The sequence below is a fragment of the Pelagibaculum spongiae genome (assembly GCF_003097315.1).
GTDB lineage: Bacteria > Pseudomonadota > Gammaproteobacteria > Enterobacterales > Pelagibaculaceae > Pelagibaculum > Pelagibaculum spongiae.
In genome coordinates, this window is record NZ_QDDL01000002.1 from 337,676 (window position 1) to 354,088 (window position 16,413).

12 protein-coding genes are annotated in these 16,413 nt (G+C 42.6%); 1 reads left to right on the top strand and 11 read right to left on the bottom strand.

Features of this window, described 5'->3' with window-relative positions:
- The first annotated feature begins 61 nt into the window (after positions 1-61).
- Positions 62-2,752, top strand: coding sequence for a nitrate reductase (locus tag DC094_RS07475; protein WP_116686759.1), 2,691 nt, complete (start codon positions 62-64; stop codon positions 2,750-2,752).
- 19 nt (positions 2,753-2,771) lie between these two features.
- Here the strand turns inward: DC094_RS07475 and DC094_RS07480 are convergent, their stop codons facing one another.
- From DC094_RS07480 to ileS, 11 genes are all read right to left on the bottom strand, one after another.
- Complete coding sequence (locus DC094_RS07480) at positions 2,772-3,203, bottom strand: type IV pilin protein (RefSeq protein WP_116686498.1); 432 nt, start codon at positions 3,201-3,203, stop codon at positions 2,772-2,774.
- A gap of 1 nt (position 3,204) precedes the next feature.
- Entirely contained in the window at positions 3,205-3,648 is a 444-nt protein-coding gene (locus DC094_RS07485; RefSeq protein ID WP_116686499.1) for a type IV pilin protein, read from the bottom strand.
- A gap of 46 nt (positions 3,649-3,694) precedes the next feature.
- The gene (locus DC094_RS07490; protein ID WP_116686500.1) at positions 3,695-8,161 is read right to left on the bottom strand and encodes a pilus assembly protein; all 4,467 of its coding nucleotides are present in this window, start codon (positions 8,159-8,161) and stop codon (positions 3,695-3,697) included.
- A gap of 5 nt (positions 8,162-8,166) precedes the next feature.
- Complete coding sequence (locus DC094_RS07495; protein WP_116686501.1) at positions 8,167-8,685, bottom strand: pilus assembly PilX family protein; 519 nt, start codon at positions 8,683-8,685, stop codon at positions 8,167-8,169.
- Positions 8,685-9,725: a PilW family protein gene (locus tag DC094_RS07500; protein ID WP_116686502.1), complete on the bottom strand. Its 1,041-nt coding sequence runs from the start codon at positions 9,723-9,725 to the stop codon at positions 8,685-8,687. The genes DC094_RS07495 and DC094_RS07500 overlap by 1 nt, the downstream gene beginning before the upstream one ends.
- 6 nt (positions 9,726-9,731) lie before the next feature.
- Positions 9,732-10,268, bottom strand: a complete 537-nt coding sequence (gene pilV / locus DC094_RS07505; RefSeq protein ID WP_116686503.1) for a type IV pilus modification protein PilV — start codon at positions 10,266-10,268, stop codon at positions 9,732-9,734.
- 21 nt (positions 10,269-10,289) lie between these two features.
- Positions 10,290-10,802 (bottom strand): GspH/FimT family pseudopilin, encoded by a 513-nt coding sequence (locus DC094_RS22375; RefSeq protein WP_206605610.1) that lies wholly within the window; start codon positions 10,800-10,802, stop codon positions 10,290-10,292.
- Between the two features lie 464 nt (positions 10,803-11,266).
- Positions 11,267-12,250: a 4-hydroxy-3-methylbut-2-enyl diphosphate reductase gene (ispH, locus tag DC094_RS07515; RefSeq protein ID WP_241503989.1), complete on the bottom strand. Its 984-nt coding sequence runs from the start codon at positions 12,248-12,250 to the stop codon at positions 11,267-11,269.
- Positions 12,247-12,708: an FKBP-type peptidyl-prolyl cis-trans isomerase gene (gene fkpB, locus DC094_RS07520; protein WP_116686504.1), complete on the bottom strand. Its 462-nt coding sequence runs from the start codon at positions 12,706-12,708 to the stop codon at positions 12,247-12,249. Before fkpB ends, ispH begins: the two co-directional genes overlap by 4 nt.
- 106 nt (positions 12,709-12,814) lie before the next feature.
- The gene (lspA, locus tag DC094_RS07525; RefSeq protein WP_116686505.1) at positions 12,815-13,297 is read right to left on the bottom strand and encodes a signal peptidase II; all 483 of its coding nucleotides are present in this window, start codon (positions 13,295-13,297) and stop codon (positions 12,815-12,817) included.
- A 290-nt stretch (positions 13,298-13,587) separates the two neighbouring features.
- A complete protein-coding gene (gene ileS / locus DC094_RS07530; RefSeq protein WP_116686506.1) occupies positions 13,588-16,413 on the bottom strand; it encodes an isoleucine--tRNA ligase in 2,826 nt (941 codons plus the stop codon).

Consider the following 16,413-nt stretch of genomic DNA (forward strand, 5'->3'; position numbering starts at 1 on the left):
AAAAATAAAAGCAAAATTGAAATAAAACTCTGAAGTAACATGAGTGGGTGAGCCCGTGGATATGGATAATCATAACAACAACAAAATCAAAACCACCTGTCCGTATTGTGGCGTCGGTTGCGGTCTGATTGCAGAATCTAAAAACCGTATCTACGGCGATATCACTCACCCAGCCAACTTTGGAGAGTTATGCGCCAAAGGCAGTAATTTGGCCGCTTCATTAAATAATAATCAGCGCTTGCCCACTGCTCAAGTTAACCAACAACCAGCAAGCCTAGAGCACGCACTCGATGCGATTGCCGAAAAAATTAGCCATTGCATTAATGAGTACGGCCCAGAGTCTGTTGCATTTTACGGTTCTGGTCAGTTATTAACTGAAGATTATTATGTCGCCAACAAATTAATGAAGGGCTTTATCGGCAGCAGTAATATTGATACCAACTCACGACTTTGCATGGCTTCTGCGGTAGTGGCACATCAGCGCGCGTTTGGTGAAGACTGCGTTCCAGGTTGCTATCAAGATTTCGATATGGCTGATTTGGTGATACTGGTTGGCTCCAATGCAGCTTGGACTCACCCGATTATTTACCGTCGAATCAGCGAAGCGAAGCAGAAAAACCCCAACATGAAACTGGTGGTGATCGACCCAAGAAAGACCGCCAGCTGCGCTTATGCCGATTTACATTTAGCGATTAATCCGGATAGCGACATTGCATTGTTTAATGGATTGCTGCGCTATTTGGAGCAAACCGACAAAACTGATAAAGATTATATCGAGCAACATACCGAAGGTTTTTCTAAGGCATTAGAAGCCGCAAGCGCTAAACAAGCTCCGTTGTCAGAACTTTGCGGCGTACCTGAGCAGCAGTTAAATACTTTTTTCCACTGGTTTTCCGATACCGATAAAACCGTTACCGCCTACTGCATGGGCGTCAACCAAAGCCGCTGCGGCAGTGACAAAGCCAATGCAATTATTAATTGCCATTTAGCTACCGGTAGAATTGGAAAACCCGGTGCTTCACCCTTTTCCCTTACCGGCCAGCCCAATGCCATGGGTGGCCGAGAAGTAGGCGGATTAGCTACCCAGTTAGCTGCTCATATGGGTTTTGAAACTGATTCAATTGACCGAGTAAAACGATTTTGGTCTGCACCAAACATTACAACCAAACCTGGGTTAAAAGCGGTCGATTTATTTCAGGCGATTAATGCTGGAAAAATTAAATTCCTTTGGGTGATGGCTACTAACCCAGCTGTCAGCATGCCTGAACTGGCATCGGTTCAATCTGCTTTGGAAAAAATTCCTCACTTGGTGGTGTCAGATAAGTTTCCGACCGAAACCTCACATTATGCCGATATTATTTTACCCGCAGCAGGCTGGGGCGAAAAAGACGGTACAGTCACCAATTCAGAACGCACTATTTCTCGCCAGAGAAGTTTTTTACCGCTGACTGATTTAATAAAACCGGACTGGTGGGCGATATGCCAAGTAGCGAAACGGCTTGGTTTTTCTGATGCTTTTAACTTTGAATCTTCAGCGGATATTTTTCGTGAGCATGCTGCATTATCTGCTTTTGAAAACAATGACAATAATACAAGCAGCCAAAGCAAACGAATATTTAACTTGGCAGAATTGTCTGAACTCTCTGACGACCAATACAATGAACTGCCACCGACACAATGGCCACTAAAAATGGATTCAATCAGCCAATTCACCAGCAGCAGATTATTTAGCGATGGTCAGTTTGCAACCCACAATAAAAAAGCACAATTTATTGCAATACCTTCCAACACATCACGTCGGTTAGATAAGCCGCAGGCGTCATCTGACGTTGTAAATAAACCTCATGCTACTGAACTTATGCTTATTTTAAATACTGGCCGTGAGCGAGACCAATGGCACACTCGAAGCATTACCGGAAAAATTGCCAAACTTAATTTACACAGCTGGCAACCCACCGCCAAATTACACCCAGATGATTTAGCCAGTCTTGGTAACCCATCGCATATCGAAGCAAATAATCTTCAGCAGACTTTAATCATAAAATGCCAAGCTGACGTACAACAAAAGTTAGGCGAAGTATTTATTCCAATGCATTGGGGATTTACTTCAAGTAATCAGGGGCAAGTTAATAAACTAGTCACCGCAGAAGCTGACCCCTATTCCGGGCAACCTTCCTGCAAACTGACTCAAATTACCGTTAAAACCGCCACCATTAATTGGACCGGATGGTTGGCCAGCTTGAATAAAATAGATAGTTTTCCTAAGTCTTCTTTATGGACGGAAATTAAACAAAATAACCAGTATTTATATCACCTGTCAGCTGCTGATGATATTTCAACCTCCAGTAATTTATTGCTAGATAGCTTAACCAAGGGTGCATTACTGGCAAAAGAAGACAGCCAACAGCAACAGTTCACTTACGCATTGGCTGCTGAAAAAGGTGGCTTTGATTGGTGGTTACAACTGTCTGAAAAAAACAGCTCAAATAATTTAATCGAACAAGAAACCCAGCCATCTGATTTTGAAAATATTCTGCAGCGAGCCAGTTTGAATAGTGATAAAAAAAGCAGCTCCAGAATAATCTGTAGCTGCTATTCAATATCACAAAATCAAATTTCTCAAGCAATCGATGGCGGTTGTAACAGTGTTAATTCACTTTCTCGAAAGCTGGGTTGTGGTAATAACTGCGGTGTTTGTAAGCCCGAGCTTAAGGCGATGCTTTGCGACAAACAATCCATAGAGTTGAGCTGAATTTTATAACTCAAATCATTTACAGTTCAACTTTCCAGCAATTTTTTCCGGTCGATTTCTGTGAAGTAGTTTTATAACCTGGCACTTCAAACTCCAAATAACCACACAATTCATCTTTGTGATTATTAATCGGAACCGCCCTCACTTTAAATTTATTGTTTTTATTGTCAGGATGGCTGAGTGTGTATTCATAATAGTCATCTTGATAGGTTGTACTCACTGCATTACCGAAACCCAGTTCTTTAAAATCTTTGGTGTACGCCCGATTATCTTGCATAAATTTTGATTGTGCTTGGACAATATCAAGGAAGATAAATTCGCGTGCAGTTTCTCTTCGCCCAGCTTGTATATATCCTTGATATGATGGATAAGCCACTGAAGCCAGAATACCAACAATCGCAACCACGATCATTAATTCAATTAATGTAACGCCAATAATTTTATTTTTCATTTTATTTTGCCCAACATCTTGAGGTTGGTAAAGCAGAATCAGCTGTTGTACCTGTACTCGCTAATCGTTTCTGTCCCAAACTATTCAACAAATAGCGTTTACAATGGTCTGATACTTGGCTCAATTTAGGAATTGCGACTATAGAATAGCTGGTATTATCCGCAGTTAACTGAATTTCATAACGTCCGTCAGCAGCAGTTATTGAACTTGTTGAAACTGTACTCATTCCCAAATCTAAAAAATCATTGGTATATTTTTTAGCATTGGAATGAAAGCGTTCTTGCCCTGCTTGAATATCACCTAACAGCGTCATTGCTTGAGTGCGAAAACCACGTTGCAGCGAGCTTTGATATGACGGCCATGCAATCGCTGCCAAAATCGCCACTATCGCAATAACAATCATTAACTCAATTAACGTTATGCCTTTTTTATTTTTTTTATTCATGGTTTACACCAAAAACGGCCGCAAGCGGCCGTTGGATCAAGGATTATTAAAAGAGATAATCTTTTAGTTCTTTATAAGCTTCAGATAACTCACTACCTATCAATTGCTGCCAAAATGATGAAGTTGTTGGTGGGGGCAGTGCTAAGCCTGGAACTTTGGTAGTCGCACCCAGAATTGATATCCCATCCTGACCAACATAAGCAACCGGGGTAGGTAACAAGGTCTGTATGCTATCGCTAGAGGTTCGGCGATTATCTGATTCAGAAAACTTCGTTTTTAACGAAACATTATTCAAAATAAAATCACTTGCCCTGCCGTCATTTAAATCAATAGCATAAGTATTTGCATGGCCAATACCAAGATCGTCTCCCACGATACAACTCGAAGGCTGAGTCATTGGTGGTGAAACAAAAGTATTCACAAACACCGTACCGTTAACAACATACGGACGGCCAGTAGCTCTCTCTCCTGTCGTCGTAGCAACAGCATCAGATCCTGTCGGTGCTTCTATTTGATCTGTAAGCCTTAGGGCCCAGCCTAATTTTTGATTAGAGCTGTTTAATAGAGGGCTACCACCAGCAATTGGCCAATTGGAAGTATCAACGATTCCTGTTGCAATGGAGCGATCTTTTACCATAAAGATAAAGTTTGACGTATTTCTATCTGCTGTTGCTGGAATGTTCCCTGAGCTATTTAAATACTCTTTTGTCCGCTCCGGGTTACCTGTTGCCAAAATCAGGCCATCATAGGGACCGTATTCATCTTGTGAACGAACAACATCTAAACCAAACATAAAGGAACGTCTACCACTACTCCCCCATGAAGAACTTCCAAAGTACGCAACCTTATTCACTTGCCAACTATTTAACACCGTTGAAGCTGGAATTGCATTACCCGGCATATCAATTCGCCATACTTCTGCACCTGAATCTGCAACATAGAGTCGGTCAACAATACCGTCTCCATTACTATCCATTGCACTAATACGACCCGGTATACTGTGCTTCATTTCTGTAACTTGCTGACCAACTTCTGTATTGTCTGTCGCAGATTTAGCCATTGGAAAATCTGCTCCAAAGCCCCAAACTAAATCGCCAGTTTCCGCATCTGCAATATAAATATTGCGACCAAATGCATCCGGCCCCCACACAGTATCTTTACTTTGATCGTAACCACCGCCAAAAATGATAACTGGTGCTGGCACCCCATCTTTCAAATAACCAGGAATTCGAGCAAGTACAGGCTCAGACCAGCTCTGCTGAATCATTGGATATTTTTTAAACCAAAGGTATTTAGGTGTATCTGGATTGGTAATATCTAGCGCGTAATACCCTCCCATACCATACTGCCCACCACCTCGACCGGTTCCAAAGAACAACCAAGCTTTATCGCCTTGACTTGCATCAACACCATCTCTCGCTAAATCTGAAATATAAGCAACAGGCTGTGCATTAATTCCATATTTTTTTATCCCTTCCTCATCAGCGAAAAGCGTTTGTAGCTGTCCGCCAAGTTCAAGCGGTAAAAAAGCCCACTTTTCTATCTGATTTATATTTTTTGGATAACCAGTTTCAGCTGTGACATCAAATGCATGCACAAGACCTTGACTAGAAGCCAGGTATGCAACTTTTGACACTGAATTGATATTTTGTTTGTAATTAACAATAACAGGCTTGTTATTTTGCACACCACCAATAGGCCATCGGTTATAGTCAGATTCGACATAACCTTGATGATATTCTTCACGCTCCAAATCACTTAAAGCATCTTTAGAACCAATAAAGAGATGGTAATATTTTCCGGCGCTTTCCACACATTCTTCAATGAGGTTTGCTTTAATGGCCCTACTGGCTGGATCATCTAATCTATAATTATTATTTACACTTTCTGTACACTTACCAACCAAATCAATAAACGACACACGCTTTTCTCTTGCAACACCTTTACCTTTAATTCTTTGGATCAAATCAACCAAAGTATTTTGAGGTTCGACAAGGAAAAAATCTTTGATTTGGTCTTCATCAGAAACTGCTCTACCAGTATCAACATACCTTTCAACATCATCGATATTAGCTATATTCAAAGGAACTAAAGCATCACCTAAATCTTTTGGCCGAACCATTATTTTCCGATTTACCCAAATATTTGTAGAAGAATGGCTGCTCTCATTATATTCAGGAATACTGATAATTTTTTGCATTCCAGAAAGTATGTTAGTTGTTAGCTGGTGATCTTTATCTGCAAGGTACAAATTGCCATCAAACTTTCCATTATTTACTTCAAAAGCAGAAACGATTACTTTTCCTGTATGAGAATTACCATTTTGCCCAGAAGCATATCCAGCTATACCTTTTCCAGAACTAATAAATTTGTCTTCTTCAAGAAAAGATAACTGTCGCAGCATTTCTTCACCAGATCGAACAAAATGATAAGCACCTTGTCCTTTTATTGCAGTCTCGATTGACTGGCTTGCAAACAATGGAGCTTTTGCACCAAATACATGCGTTACCATATTTTGGCGCTCATCATCACCGGGATACAAGTCAACCTTTGAAAACCATTCAGCCATTTCGTCCTGAGAGCTTTTATTCCAAAACTCAATTGAACTTAAATTTTTATTTGAATCATCACTCCAAAGACTTGTACGAAAAAGCCTTGGAATTAAATCTCCAACATACGTGTTGTTATTAAGAATACCTCGACCATCTACTCGACCAAGTACATTCCGCTTGAACCTTCCATTATGATAACGAGTATCTTTATATGTGGCTCCTTGATAAGTATCATCTCCACCAAATAAAAATAAATAATTTTCACCGCACTGACCCAATGGAAGATTAGCTACATCTGACGTGCTTCCTGGATATTTATACGATCCGTAAATATTAAGATCATTGTAATATGGCTGTGCATGATAAGGCATTGAACTTACTTTGTTACCCGGCCACGGAAATATCAGAACATCATTTTTTGTTTGACCACCTTCTGCCCAATTTGCAAACCCGTCATACTCAAAATAAAAATCACGACCTGATTTTGCCCAAGCAAAATCTTTTATTTTGTCATATTGCAGACCTTTTGCTAGATCCTTAATACTGTTATCCATGGCTGGATATTGCGGGTAAGATTTAAAATTCCCATTTTCATCAACATTGAAAATCATAGAACCTATATAGCCTGCAGGGTTAGCAGCTTTAATTCTAAAGCCATTAGCCCACGGACTCATATAACCACCTGTAAGATATTGAGCTACCTCATACATGGTTTCTCCAGGAGCCGCGCCTTCTGACTGAGCCTCATTTTTTAATGATAAAATCTTCTCTTTCCGTTGATTGACAGAATGAGGCTCAAACATACTCCAAACTTTATTTGTTATAGCTGCTTTATTTTCTGCGGCAGTTCTATTTTTTATTACACTAGAAATCCTTCCACCATGATTTATACCTAAAACTGTGCTGTAGTCTTTTCTATCTCTAAAAACAATTGGTAACCTTTGAATTAAATTACCTATTCCGCTTCCCCAGTTACAATCACGGAAAAAATTATCTCCATCAGGCCAATCGGCTGTTGGATAACAAAGCCAGCCTCCATCACCTCCATTTTCATTAAATGTCGCTAAGCCATACTCATAACTTGGATACTCTTTAACCATTGCATCAATGGCTTCTGCATAAATTTGTGCATGTGTAGCAGAACGATGACTTTCACCTCGACCTTTTAAATCACGATTATGCCAATAAAAATTCAAATAATTACCAGTCCATAAATAACGGTTAGGTCGTAAAATACTATCATCTTCTTTATATTGTGGATCGTCAGTATATCCTGTGGGAAAATGCTGTCCGCCTAGAATATCGTCAGCCATATACAGAGCATCACCTGATGTAGTTGATGCATTACTATTTACAACGCTTATGCCTGAGTCATTAGGCAAATCATCACTGTCGACTGAATCAACATGATCTTCAAGGCAATCAATTCTTCCATAAGTCAGTTGATTATTAACAGCTGCCGTCGCACCATTATAATTATAATTCAACCCTAGATATAGCTCCCAATTTCCCAATAAAAGTGTTGCAGCATCACCATCGTCATTAGCATCAACCGCAAATTTAAAGCGATAGCGCCTAATTTTTCCTTTCCATTTTCCGTCACTAATTAATGACGGTGCAGAGTTCAAACAGTAGTTAGTATCCGCATTAAATTCTTGAATCCAGCCATTAGGAACATTCTTTGTCGTTGGTGTCGGCGGTAATGGGAATGCAGTCCAGTAAAGTTGATCTCTTTCAAAATCAGCAGGCGAATTTTCATCATAAATATTATATTTTACAGCATGGTCGTAAGTTGATGGTACTTGCGTTTCTTTATCAGATTCTGAAGAATTATCAAAAACGACCATAATTCTCTTTGGGATATTTGCTTCATCATTCGCATAAATATCTAAAGAGTCTGAGTAAGCCACAGAGCTTACCAGAAGGGTAAGTACAGCGGTCAAAAAAGTATTAATCCTCATGGCTTTCACCCTCCTTGCTTTAAGACATTTCGGACCAGACCCACTCTGGCACCACCCACGCCACTACACCGACTACTGGTATTTATTGCTGTCACTTCTACATAATCACAGCTCCACAATTCAATACTTGATGCTCCAGCCATTCTAGGGCAGCTAGTCCCTTTCGATGTTAGGCGGCTGTATACTTCTATGTTCTCCAAGTTATCCATTTCAGAAGTAATTTCTGTGGTTGCTTTTGCTAACAATTTACTTTTGTCAGAAATATAAAGCTCTGCTATTCCAGATTCTAACGCAGCGGAAAAACCATCAAACAAAGCTGAAACACTTCCGGCATCTTTCTGCGCCACACTCACCGCACCATCTACCGAGTTAAAACACTCGCTCATGGTTTCAGCGTTATTAGAAACTCGGGAATTTAACGACATATTCGACAGCGCAGTAACGCCAAGCCCGGTCATAATAAACAACAAAATTAGCGCTATGGCTAATATGTAACCTTGCTGGTTTTTATTATTGTTTTTCATTAACCCGCTCCCTGCTGAATGGCTAAATTCCTTAACACTACTGTGGTGCCCAAAGAATTTGAGACAGCATTGGTAGCATCAGAAACATTCGCTTTAACCTTTACCACCATGCTTCGCACATCATTCCAATAATCAATTGCACTTGCGTCTGCTGTAGCTGCAACCACCATATTTCCTGATTCTTTATACTCATCGAGCACTGAGTCGCCATCGGTATCGACACCAAACTTGAATTCAAATTCCGTCACATTCTCTACCAAAGTTTCTGCGGTGAAAGTAAAGCCGGTTAATGTTGCAGCAGTACCCGATCCAGAAGCCACTGGTTTTAATGAATATTGAATTAAAGATGGAGTATTTGTGTTGGCATCATTTTCAATGGTGTAAATAAAAGTTTGATACTGATATAGCCTACCACCTGGAATATCGGAACCGACTGGCATCACCAAAGGGGATGTAGTGTCACCTGAAGTTCTATTTTCTGCACTGTCAGTTGGTTTAGCAGCAGCACCGCTCGAATAAACTTGAGCGGTAAATGGGTTGGCAAGAATATATAAGGCATGGGGTGTTGTGATTTCATCTTTATCTAAAGACAAACCACCAGACAGTGCTTGCTTAACCACCAATCCATTAATATCTTTACTAGAAAAATCACTTAGCCCGGTACTTTTTAAATTTCCGTACCAAACGAAATTATTAAAATTTGCGGGGTCTGCATATTTACTATTGTCTTTGGTTCTGTCTGCAAAAAGCGCTGCTGTTTTATTAGTTAAATCGGTAGTGGCTGACACATTGGATGGCTGGGTATTACCCATAAAACCCGCCATGGTAATATTTCGAGATAACACATCAAGGCTATATCGAAGGTTTTCACCGGCTTCTGCACTGGTTTCGTTATCTCGAAAAACGGCTGCGTTTGATGCCACCATGGTGACCATGCCCGCCATTAACAACGAACTAATCGCCAAACTGATTAACAGCTCGACGATGGTTAAGCCTTTAAATTGAGCAAGGCCTTTGATGTTTGTTATTTTTATTTTCATCGACCTTTATCCAATATATGTATTGACTACTACCGCTTGGCGAAACTGATTTATTTTATTTCCATTGTTATATTTTCCATTTCCACAAGCATCTGCTTTTCCGACCATGCTTTTTGCTGAAGAAGCTGAATAGCGCTTTTTAATATTGCTAATAGCATCACCTAACGGCGCGTCTGACTGCCATGCAACGGCTACCAAAACTTTTCCATCTTCTTCATAAATACAGCCAGTCCCAGCAACTAACCGACTTTCGACTTCGCTTTTCCAGCTACCGAGATCGTCATCAACAATACTGGCATTACCATCAGGGTCAGGATTAGCACCTACTGTCGTGCCAACATAATCGGAAGCATTATCTGAATTCGCCCGCATCCGATTAACAATATCGTTGGCTAAATACAGGGCTTCGTTTTTTTGGGCATTTTCAATATTTAGAAAGCTGGCTTTCAGGCTCATACCGGCAACGCCGAGCATACCCACCGCAATAATCACTAAAGTAATCATTACTTCCAGCAGAGAAAAACCTTTATTTTTTTTATTCATGGTTTTTATCCTTATCAAGATTTATGGGGTTGTAGCTACCACATGTTTTTCAACATGAGTTCTACCGCGAGGCGTAATTGTGAAATCTCTACAGGCAATATTTTTTTTATCGCACAACTTAAAAGCTCGGGTTTTAGTCCGTCCTTGTAAGTCCAAAATAATGGTGTCGCCCAGATTTGTACTAGTTGCATTAATTACACTCAGCCCTTGAACAACAGCCAGAGTTTCAAATGTTGCCGCACCTTGTTTTTTAGCAACCACTGCAACGTCACCGTTCCAGCTATTACCATCATCGGGACATTCATTATCGGTAGTGAGCTTTGCCACATCACAAATGCGAACTTCACTGGCACGCACTAGCGCTTCAGATCGGGCAAGCCGAACCAAACTCGCCATTTCGTAACCGGCAGTTTCGGAATGTTTTCTGTAGATAGAGTTTTGAAAGGAAGGAATGGCCACTGTGGCGAGAATCGCCAACAGGGCCATAGTGATCATCAATTCTACGAGGGTGAACCCCTTCTTATATTTCTGCATATCAGGCCTTTCTTCTTATTGTCGATTGCAGTGGTTTTTCTTGTTTTTCGATTCGAATCAATCAGGGCTCTTTTTGTTATTTTTGACGCCTTGATTAACTCTACTGCATCGAACTTTATGCTTTGATTCTATTGACCCAAATCATTTAACACAACCTCTGGTATATGACACAACTTTTTTAAAATGTGAGAAATAGGGTGTCAATTACTATTTTGTCACCCAACTCATAACTAGATAATTTTGATGAAAAGTTGAAGTTAAAAATGCGATAAAACAATCAGTTAGATACGCGATGAAGTGTTATCTCTGATGACAATACTGTTACAAAGATATAAAACTGCAAAAACCAGACGGTTGAAACGTGTCTTTTTGTCGCGTTTTAAGTGGCTCTGAAAGATGATAAGTGGTCAGACCAGAGATTTGGGCGGCATTTAAGCTGACCGCCCAGTCAGGAAAGGATTGTTCTATGAGTCGTTCTGTAACTCTTTAGGCAGAGTAAATACAATATTCTCAGCACGACCTTCAAGCTCAGTCGGCAAACTACCGCCCCAAGTTTGAAGTTTTCGAATCACTCGCTGCACTAATATTTCCGGTGCAGAAGCGCCCGCAGTAACGCCGACTGAGGTCACGCCATCTAGCCAGCTTTGTTGGATATCTTGCTCACCATCAACCAAATAGGCCGGCGTGCCGAGCTTTTCAGACAGTTCTCGCAGACGATTTGAATTGGAGCTATTCACTGAGCCGACCACTAGCAACATATCTGAATTACGCGCCAAATCTTTTACTGCGTCTTGGCGGTTTTGAGTGGCATAGCAAATATCATTTTTCTTTGGTCCGCGAACTTCAGGAAAGCGTGCTTTTAAAGCATCGATTACTTTGGCGGTATCATCCATCGAAAGCGTGGTCTGGGTAACGTAAGCCAGTTTTTCTGGCTGCTTAATATCTAACTCAGCAACTTCTTGCTCATCTTCTACCACCTGCATCTGGCCGCCATGGCTCCAGTCGAACTGGCCCATAGTACCTTCGACTTCCGGGTGGCCTCTATGACCAATCAACAAGCAGTCATAACCATCTTTGGCGTAACGCGCGACTTCCAAGTGAACCTTGGTGACTAGCGGGCAGGTTGCATCAAAAACCTTTAAACCACGGCGAGCCGCTTCTTGGCGTACCGCTTGCGAAACACCGTGCGCCGAAAAAATTACGATGGCGTCATCTGGCACTTCATGCAATTCATCAACAAAAACTGCGCCACGATCTCGCAAATCGCCCACCACAAACTTGTTATGAACCACTTCATGGCGGACATAAATGGGGGCGTCGAATAACTCAAGCGCACGATTAACAATATCAATCGCTCGGTCGACACCGGCACAAAAGCCGCGTGGATTGGCTAACTGGATTTTAATGTTATTGCGCTTTCCACTATTCGAGTTCACACCGCTATTCATGCCACCTCCAGAATTTCCACTTCAAAAATCACCGGAACACCAGCTAAAGGATGGTTGAAATCGATCAACACTTCTGCCCCTTCAAAGCTGCGCACGATACCTGGCCGTTCTGAGCCATCTGGCGCTGAAAAACCAACAATTACCCCTTCTTCCAATTCGAGGTCTGCTGGGAAATTGGCCAGAGGAAAGTGACGAATAAACTCTGGATTCGGTTGACCAAAAGCCTCATCTGCCGAGAGCTCTAGGCTTTTGTTTTCGCCCGCACTCAAGCCCATCATCGCCTGTTCAAACGCAGGGCCCATATTGCCGTCACCCACGGTAAACCTGGCAGGTGTGTCATTCACCTTGGTGCTGTCTGCTACCGAGCCATCTTTTAATTTAATCGTGAAATGTAACGTCACCTGACTTTCAGGCCCGATTATTCCAGCGGCTACTTCAGGATTTGCAGCGTCGCTCATGGCGAACCCTCTTCTGATCGTAAAACAGATAATAAAAACGGATGCTCAAAATTGATGCATCCGTTGCAAAATTCAATAGGTCAGCAAGATTACATTGCTCGGGTGGTTATTTGCTTTCTTTATTAATGAAGCCATCTAACAGCATCAAAATTACACCACAAACAATCGCAACATCGGCAACATTAAATGCTGGCCAGTGACTGTTTTGGTAATAGAAATCCAAAAAATCGACCACATGACCCAAGCGAACCCGGTCAATCAGGTTGCCAACTGCACCACCTAAAACACAAGATAAAGCAAAACCGTTTAGCTTCTCGTGCTGCGGTAATTTCCACAACCAAACAGCAATTACCACTGAAACAGTACCGGCTAATATCGAGAAGAACCAACGTTGCCAGCCACCCGCATCACTTAAAAAGCTGAAGGCTGCACCTTCGTTATAAAGCAGCGTCCAGTTAAAGAAGGGAAAAACTTCTATCGGGCGCGCAAACTCAAGCAACAGTTCTGCATAGTATTTACTGGTTTGATCAAAAATGATCCAGAACGCAGCAATTAGCATCCATACCCAAAAAGACTTCCTGCCTACCATCAAGTTCTCCTGCAAAGTGATGTCTCTTTTTATATCAACCGCTCAGCTCGATACAACGCATTGGATTGATAACGCATCGTCATTCTCGCCAGAGATTGGCGAGGACCCAGAGACATGGGGTTTCACAACCGTCGTAGTACTGAATTTGCGGCCATCAATTGGAAAAGCAACCAGACTGAACTGATCGTTTTTACACAATACAGCATTATTTCCCTGTAACTGGATCCCGCCATTCCCTGGGCGGAATGGCGGGCCCAGCTAAATTTTGCGAAAGGTGGCGCTTAAATCATTTATCCGTAATGACGCACTTCACCATCACCGGCAACGTTATCAATACAGCGACCACATAACTCAGGATGCTCACTGTGGCTGCCAACATCTGGGCGACGGTGCCAGCAACGCACGCATTTTTCAGCCGTGGCGTTGGCAACTAACGAGTAAAGACCTTCAACGTCAGTTTGCTGTGCGGCATCAGTTTTCTCAGATAACGGCAAAACACGCGCTTCAGAAGTAATGAAGATGAAACGTAACTCTTCACCCAGCTGGCTTAACGCCGCTTGCAATTTGTCATCAGCATAAAGCGTTAAATCTGCTTCCAGACTGCCGCCAATCACATTTTCTTTGCGGGCATTTTCCAACAGTTTGTTCACTGCAGAACGAATGTGCAAGATCTGATCCCAGTAGTCAGCATCCATTGCTTCGCCTTCTGGCAAACGCGCCAACTGGTCGTAGAATTCAGCAACAAATACTGTCTCTTCACGCTCACCTGGAATAAAGCTCCAGATTTCTTCAGCGGTGAAGCTAAGAATCGGCGCCATCCAACGAACCATTGCTTCGGTCACATGGAATAAAGCGGTCTGACATGAACGACGGCCTAGGCTATCTGCTTGAGTGGTGTACTGGCGATCTTTAATAATATCCAGATAAAAACCACCCAACTCAACCGAACAGAAGTTATGCAATTTCTGGTAGATCAAATGGAATTGATAATCTTCATAAGCCGCTTTAATTTCATCTTGCAGGCGTGCTGCACGATCAACCACCCAGCGGTCTAGCGCTAGCATGTTTTCTGGCTCAACCATGTGTGCTTTTGGATCAAAGCCGCTCATGTTGGCCAATAGGAAGCGCGAGGTGTTGCGGATTCGACGATAAGAGTCTGAAGTCCGCTTGAGGATTTCATCCGATACCGTCATTTCTGCACGGTAATCAGTGGAAGCTACCCACAAACGCAGCACGTCTGCACCCATGTTATCGGCAACTTTCTGCGGTGAAATCACATTGCCCAATGACTTGGACATTTTGCGACCTTTACCATCTACCGCGAAGCCATGCGTCAGCACTTGCTTGTAGGGTGCGCAATCGTTGATCGCCATAGAAGTCATCAATGATGACATAAACCAACCGCGATGCTGGTCAGAACCTTCCAAATATAAATCAGCTGGGAACTGCAATTGTTCGCGCTGTTTTAATACCGAGAAGTGAGTCACACCAGAATCAATCCATACGTCCAAGGTGTCGCTCACCTTGTCGTAGTCAGCCGCTTCAGCGCCTAGTAATTCTTCAGTTTCTAGCGCGAACCAAGCTTCAATGCCGCCTTGCTCAATTTTCGCAGCAACCTGCTCAATTAGCTCGGCAGTTCTTGGGTGCAACTCGCTGGTTTCTTTATGCACAAACAAAGCAATTGGCACGCCCCAAGTACGCTGGCGTGAAATACACCAGTCTGGACGGCCTTCAACCATGTTAGAAATGCGAAGTTCGCCCCATTCAGGCAACCAATCAACACCTTTAATGGCTTCCATTGCTTTTTGACGTAAGCCTTCCTTATCCATAGAGATAAACCACTGGGCAGTGGCACGGAAGATAATGGGCGTTTTGTGGCGCCAGCAATGTGGATAACTGTGTTTGATATTTTTGGCATTTACCAAACGGCCTTTCTCGGTTAATAAATCGAGAACCGGCTGATTGGCTTTAAATACGTGCATGCCCGGGAAGTTTTCAGCATCGGAGTTGTAACAACCATTCGATGCCACCGGATTATTCACCGGCAAGTTATAGCGACCGCCAACAACATAGTCATCTTGACCGTGAGCAGGCGCGGTGTGTACACAACCGGTTCCACCTTCAGTGGTTACGTGATCACCTAGAATCACGATCACTTGACGATCCTGGAATGGATGACGCAGCTTAACCAACTCCAGCGCAGCACCTTTACAGCGCGCAACAATCTTGAAGTTTTCTACGCCATAGCGTTCCATGGCTTCTTGATACAGGTCTTCAACGATCAGCAGGCGTTTTTGCTCACCATGAATTTCTGCCTGAACCAGCACATATTCAAAATCAGCATGCAAAGAAACCGCTTCGTTGGCTGGCAAGGTCCAAGGCGTAGTGGTCCAGATCACCACATTGATTTCGCCTTCGCCTGCAGAGTCTTCTGTGGTCATTCGCTCAATAAACGCAGCTTCATCAACAACCGAGAAAGCAACATCAATCGATGGCGAAACCTTATCTTCGTATTCGACTTCCGCTTCAGCCAAAGCCGAACCGCAGTCAGTACACCAATGAACTGGCTTGTAGCCTTTCGCTAAGTGACCGTTTTCTACAATTTTGCCCAAGGCACGGACAATATTGGCTTCAGTGTCGAAGTTCATCGTTAGGTAAGGGTTTTCCCACTCACCTAAAATGCCCAAACGTACAAAACCAGCTTTCTGACCTTCTACCTGAGTCGCTGCATATTCGCGGCACTTCTTGCGGAAGTCATTTTCTGAAATCTTAATACCAGGTTTGCCAACTTTCTTTTCTACCTTGTGCTCAATTGGTAGTCCGTGGCAGTCCCAACCTGGAACGTAAGGCGCGTCAAAGCCAGCCACGGTACGTGACTTAACAATAATGTCCTTGAGAATTTTATTTACTGCGTGACCGATATGAATATCGCCGTTGGCATAAGGAGGGCCGTCATGCAGGATGAACTTTTCGCGTCCAGCACGGGCATTACGAATCTTCTGGTAAATTTCCTGAGTCTGCCAGCGCTTGATAAAATCTGGCTCCCGCTTCGGCAAATTGCCACGCATCGGGAAATCTGTTTCAGGCAGATTCAGCGTATCTTTATACTCACTCAT

Coding starts and splice junctions, on each gene's coding strand:
- DC094_RS07495 (WP_116686501.1), bottom strand. CDS start 8,685: ATGAAAAACAATAATAAAAACCAGCAAGGTTACATATTAGCCATAGCG.
- DC094_RS07480 (WP_116686498.1), bottom strand. CDS start 3,203: ATGAAAAATAAAATTATTGGCGTTACATTAATTGAATTAATGATCGTG.
- pilV (WP_116686503.1), bottom strand. CDS start 10,268: ATGAATAAAAAAAATAAAGGTTTTTCTCTGCTGGAAGTAATGATTACT.
- ileS (WP_116686506.1), bottom strand. CDS start 16,413: ATGAGTGAGTATAAAGATACGCTGAATCTGCCTGAAACAGATTTCCCG.
- DC094_RS07500 (WP_116686502.1), bottom strand. CDS start 9,725: ATGAAAATAAAAATAACAAACATCAAAGGCCTTGCTCAATTTAAAGGC.
- DC094_RS07475 (WP_116686759.1), top strand. CDS start 62: ATGGATAATCATAACAACAACAAAATCAAAACCACCTGTCCGTATTGT.
- DC094_RS22375 (WP_206605610.1), bottom strand. CDS start 10,802: ATGCAGAAATATAAGAAGGGGTTCACCCTCGTAGAATTGATGATCACT.
- DC094_RS07490 (WP_116686500.1), bottom strand. CDS start 8,161: ATGAGGATTAATACTTTTTTGACCGCTGTACTTACCCTTCTGGTAAGC.
- lspA (WP_116686505.1), bottom strand. CDS start 13,297: ATGGTAGGCAGGAAGTCTTTTTGGGTATGGATGCTAATTGCTGCGTTC.
- fkpB (WP_116686504.1), bottom strand. CDS start 12,708: ATGAGCGACGCTGCAAATCCTGAAGTAGCCGCTGGAATAATCGGGCCT.
- ispH (WP_241503989.1), bottom strand. CDS start 12,250: ATGAATAGCGGTGTGAACTCGAATAGTGGAAAGCGCAATAACATTAAA.
- DC094_RS07485 (WP_116686499.1), bottom strand. CDS start 3,648: ATGAATAAAAAAAATAAAAAAGGCATAACGTTAATTGAGTTAATGATT.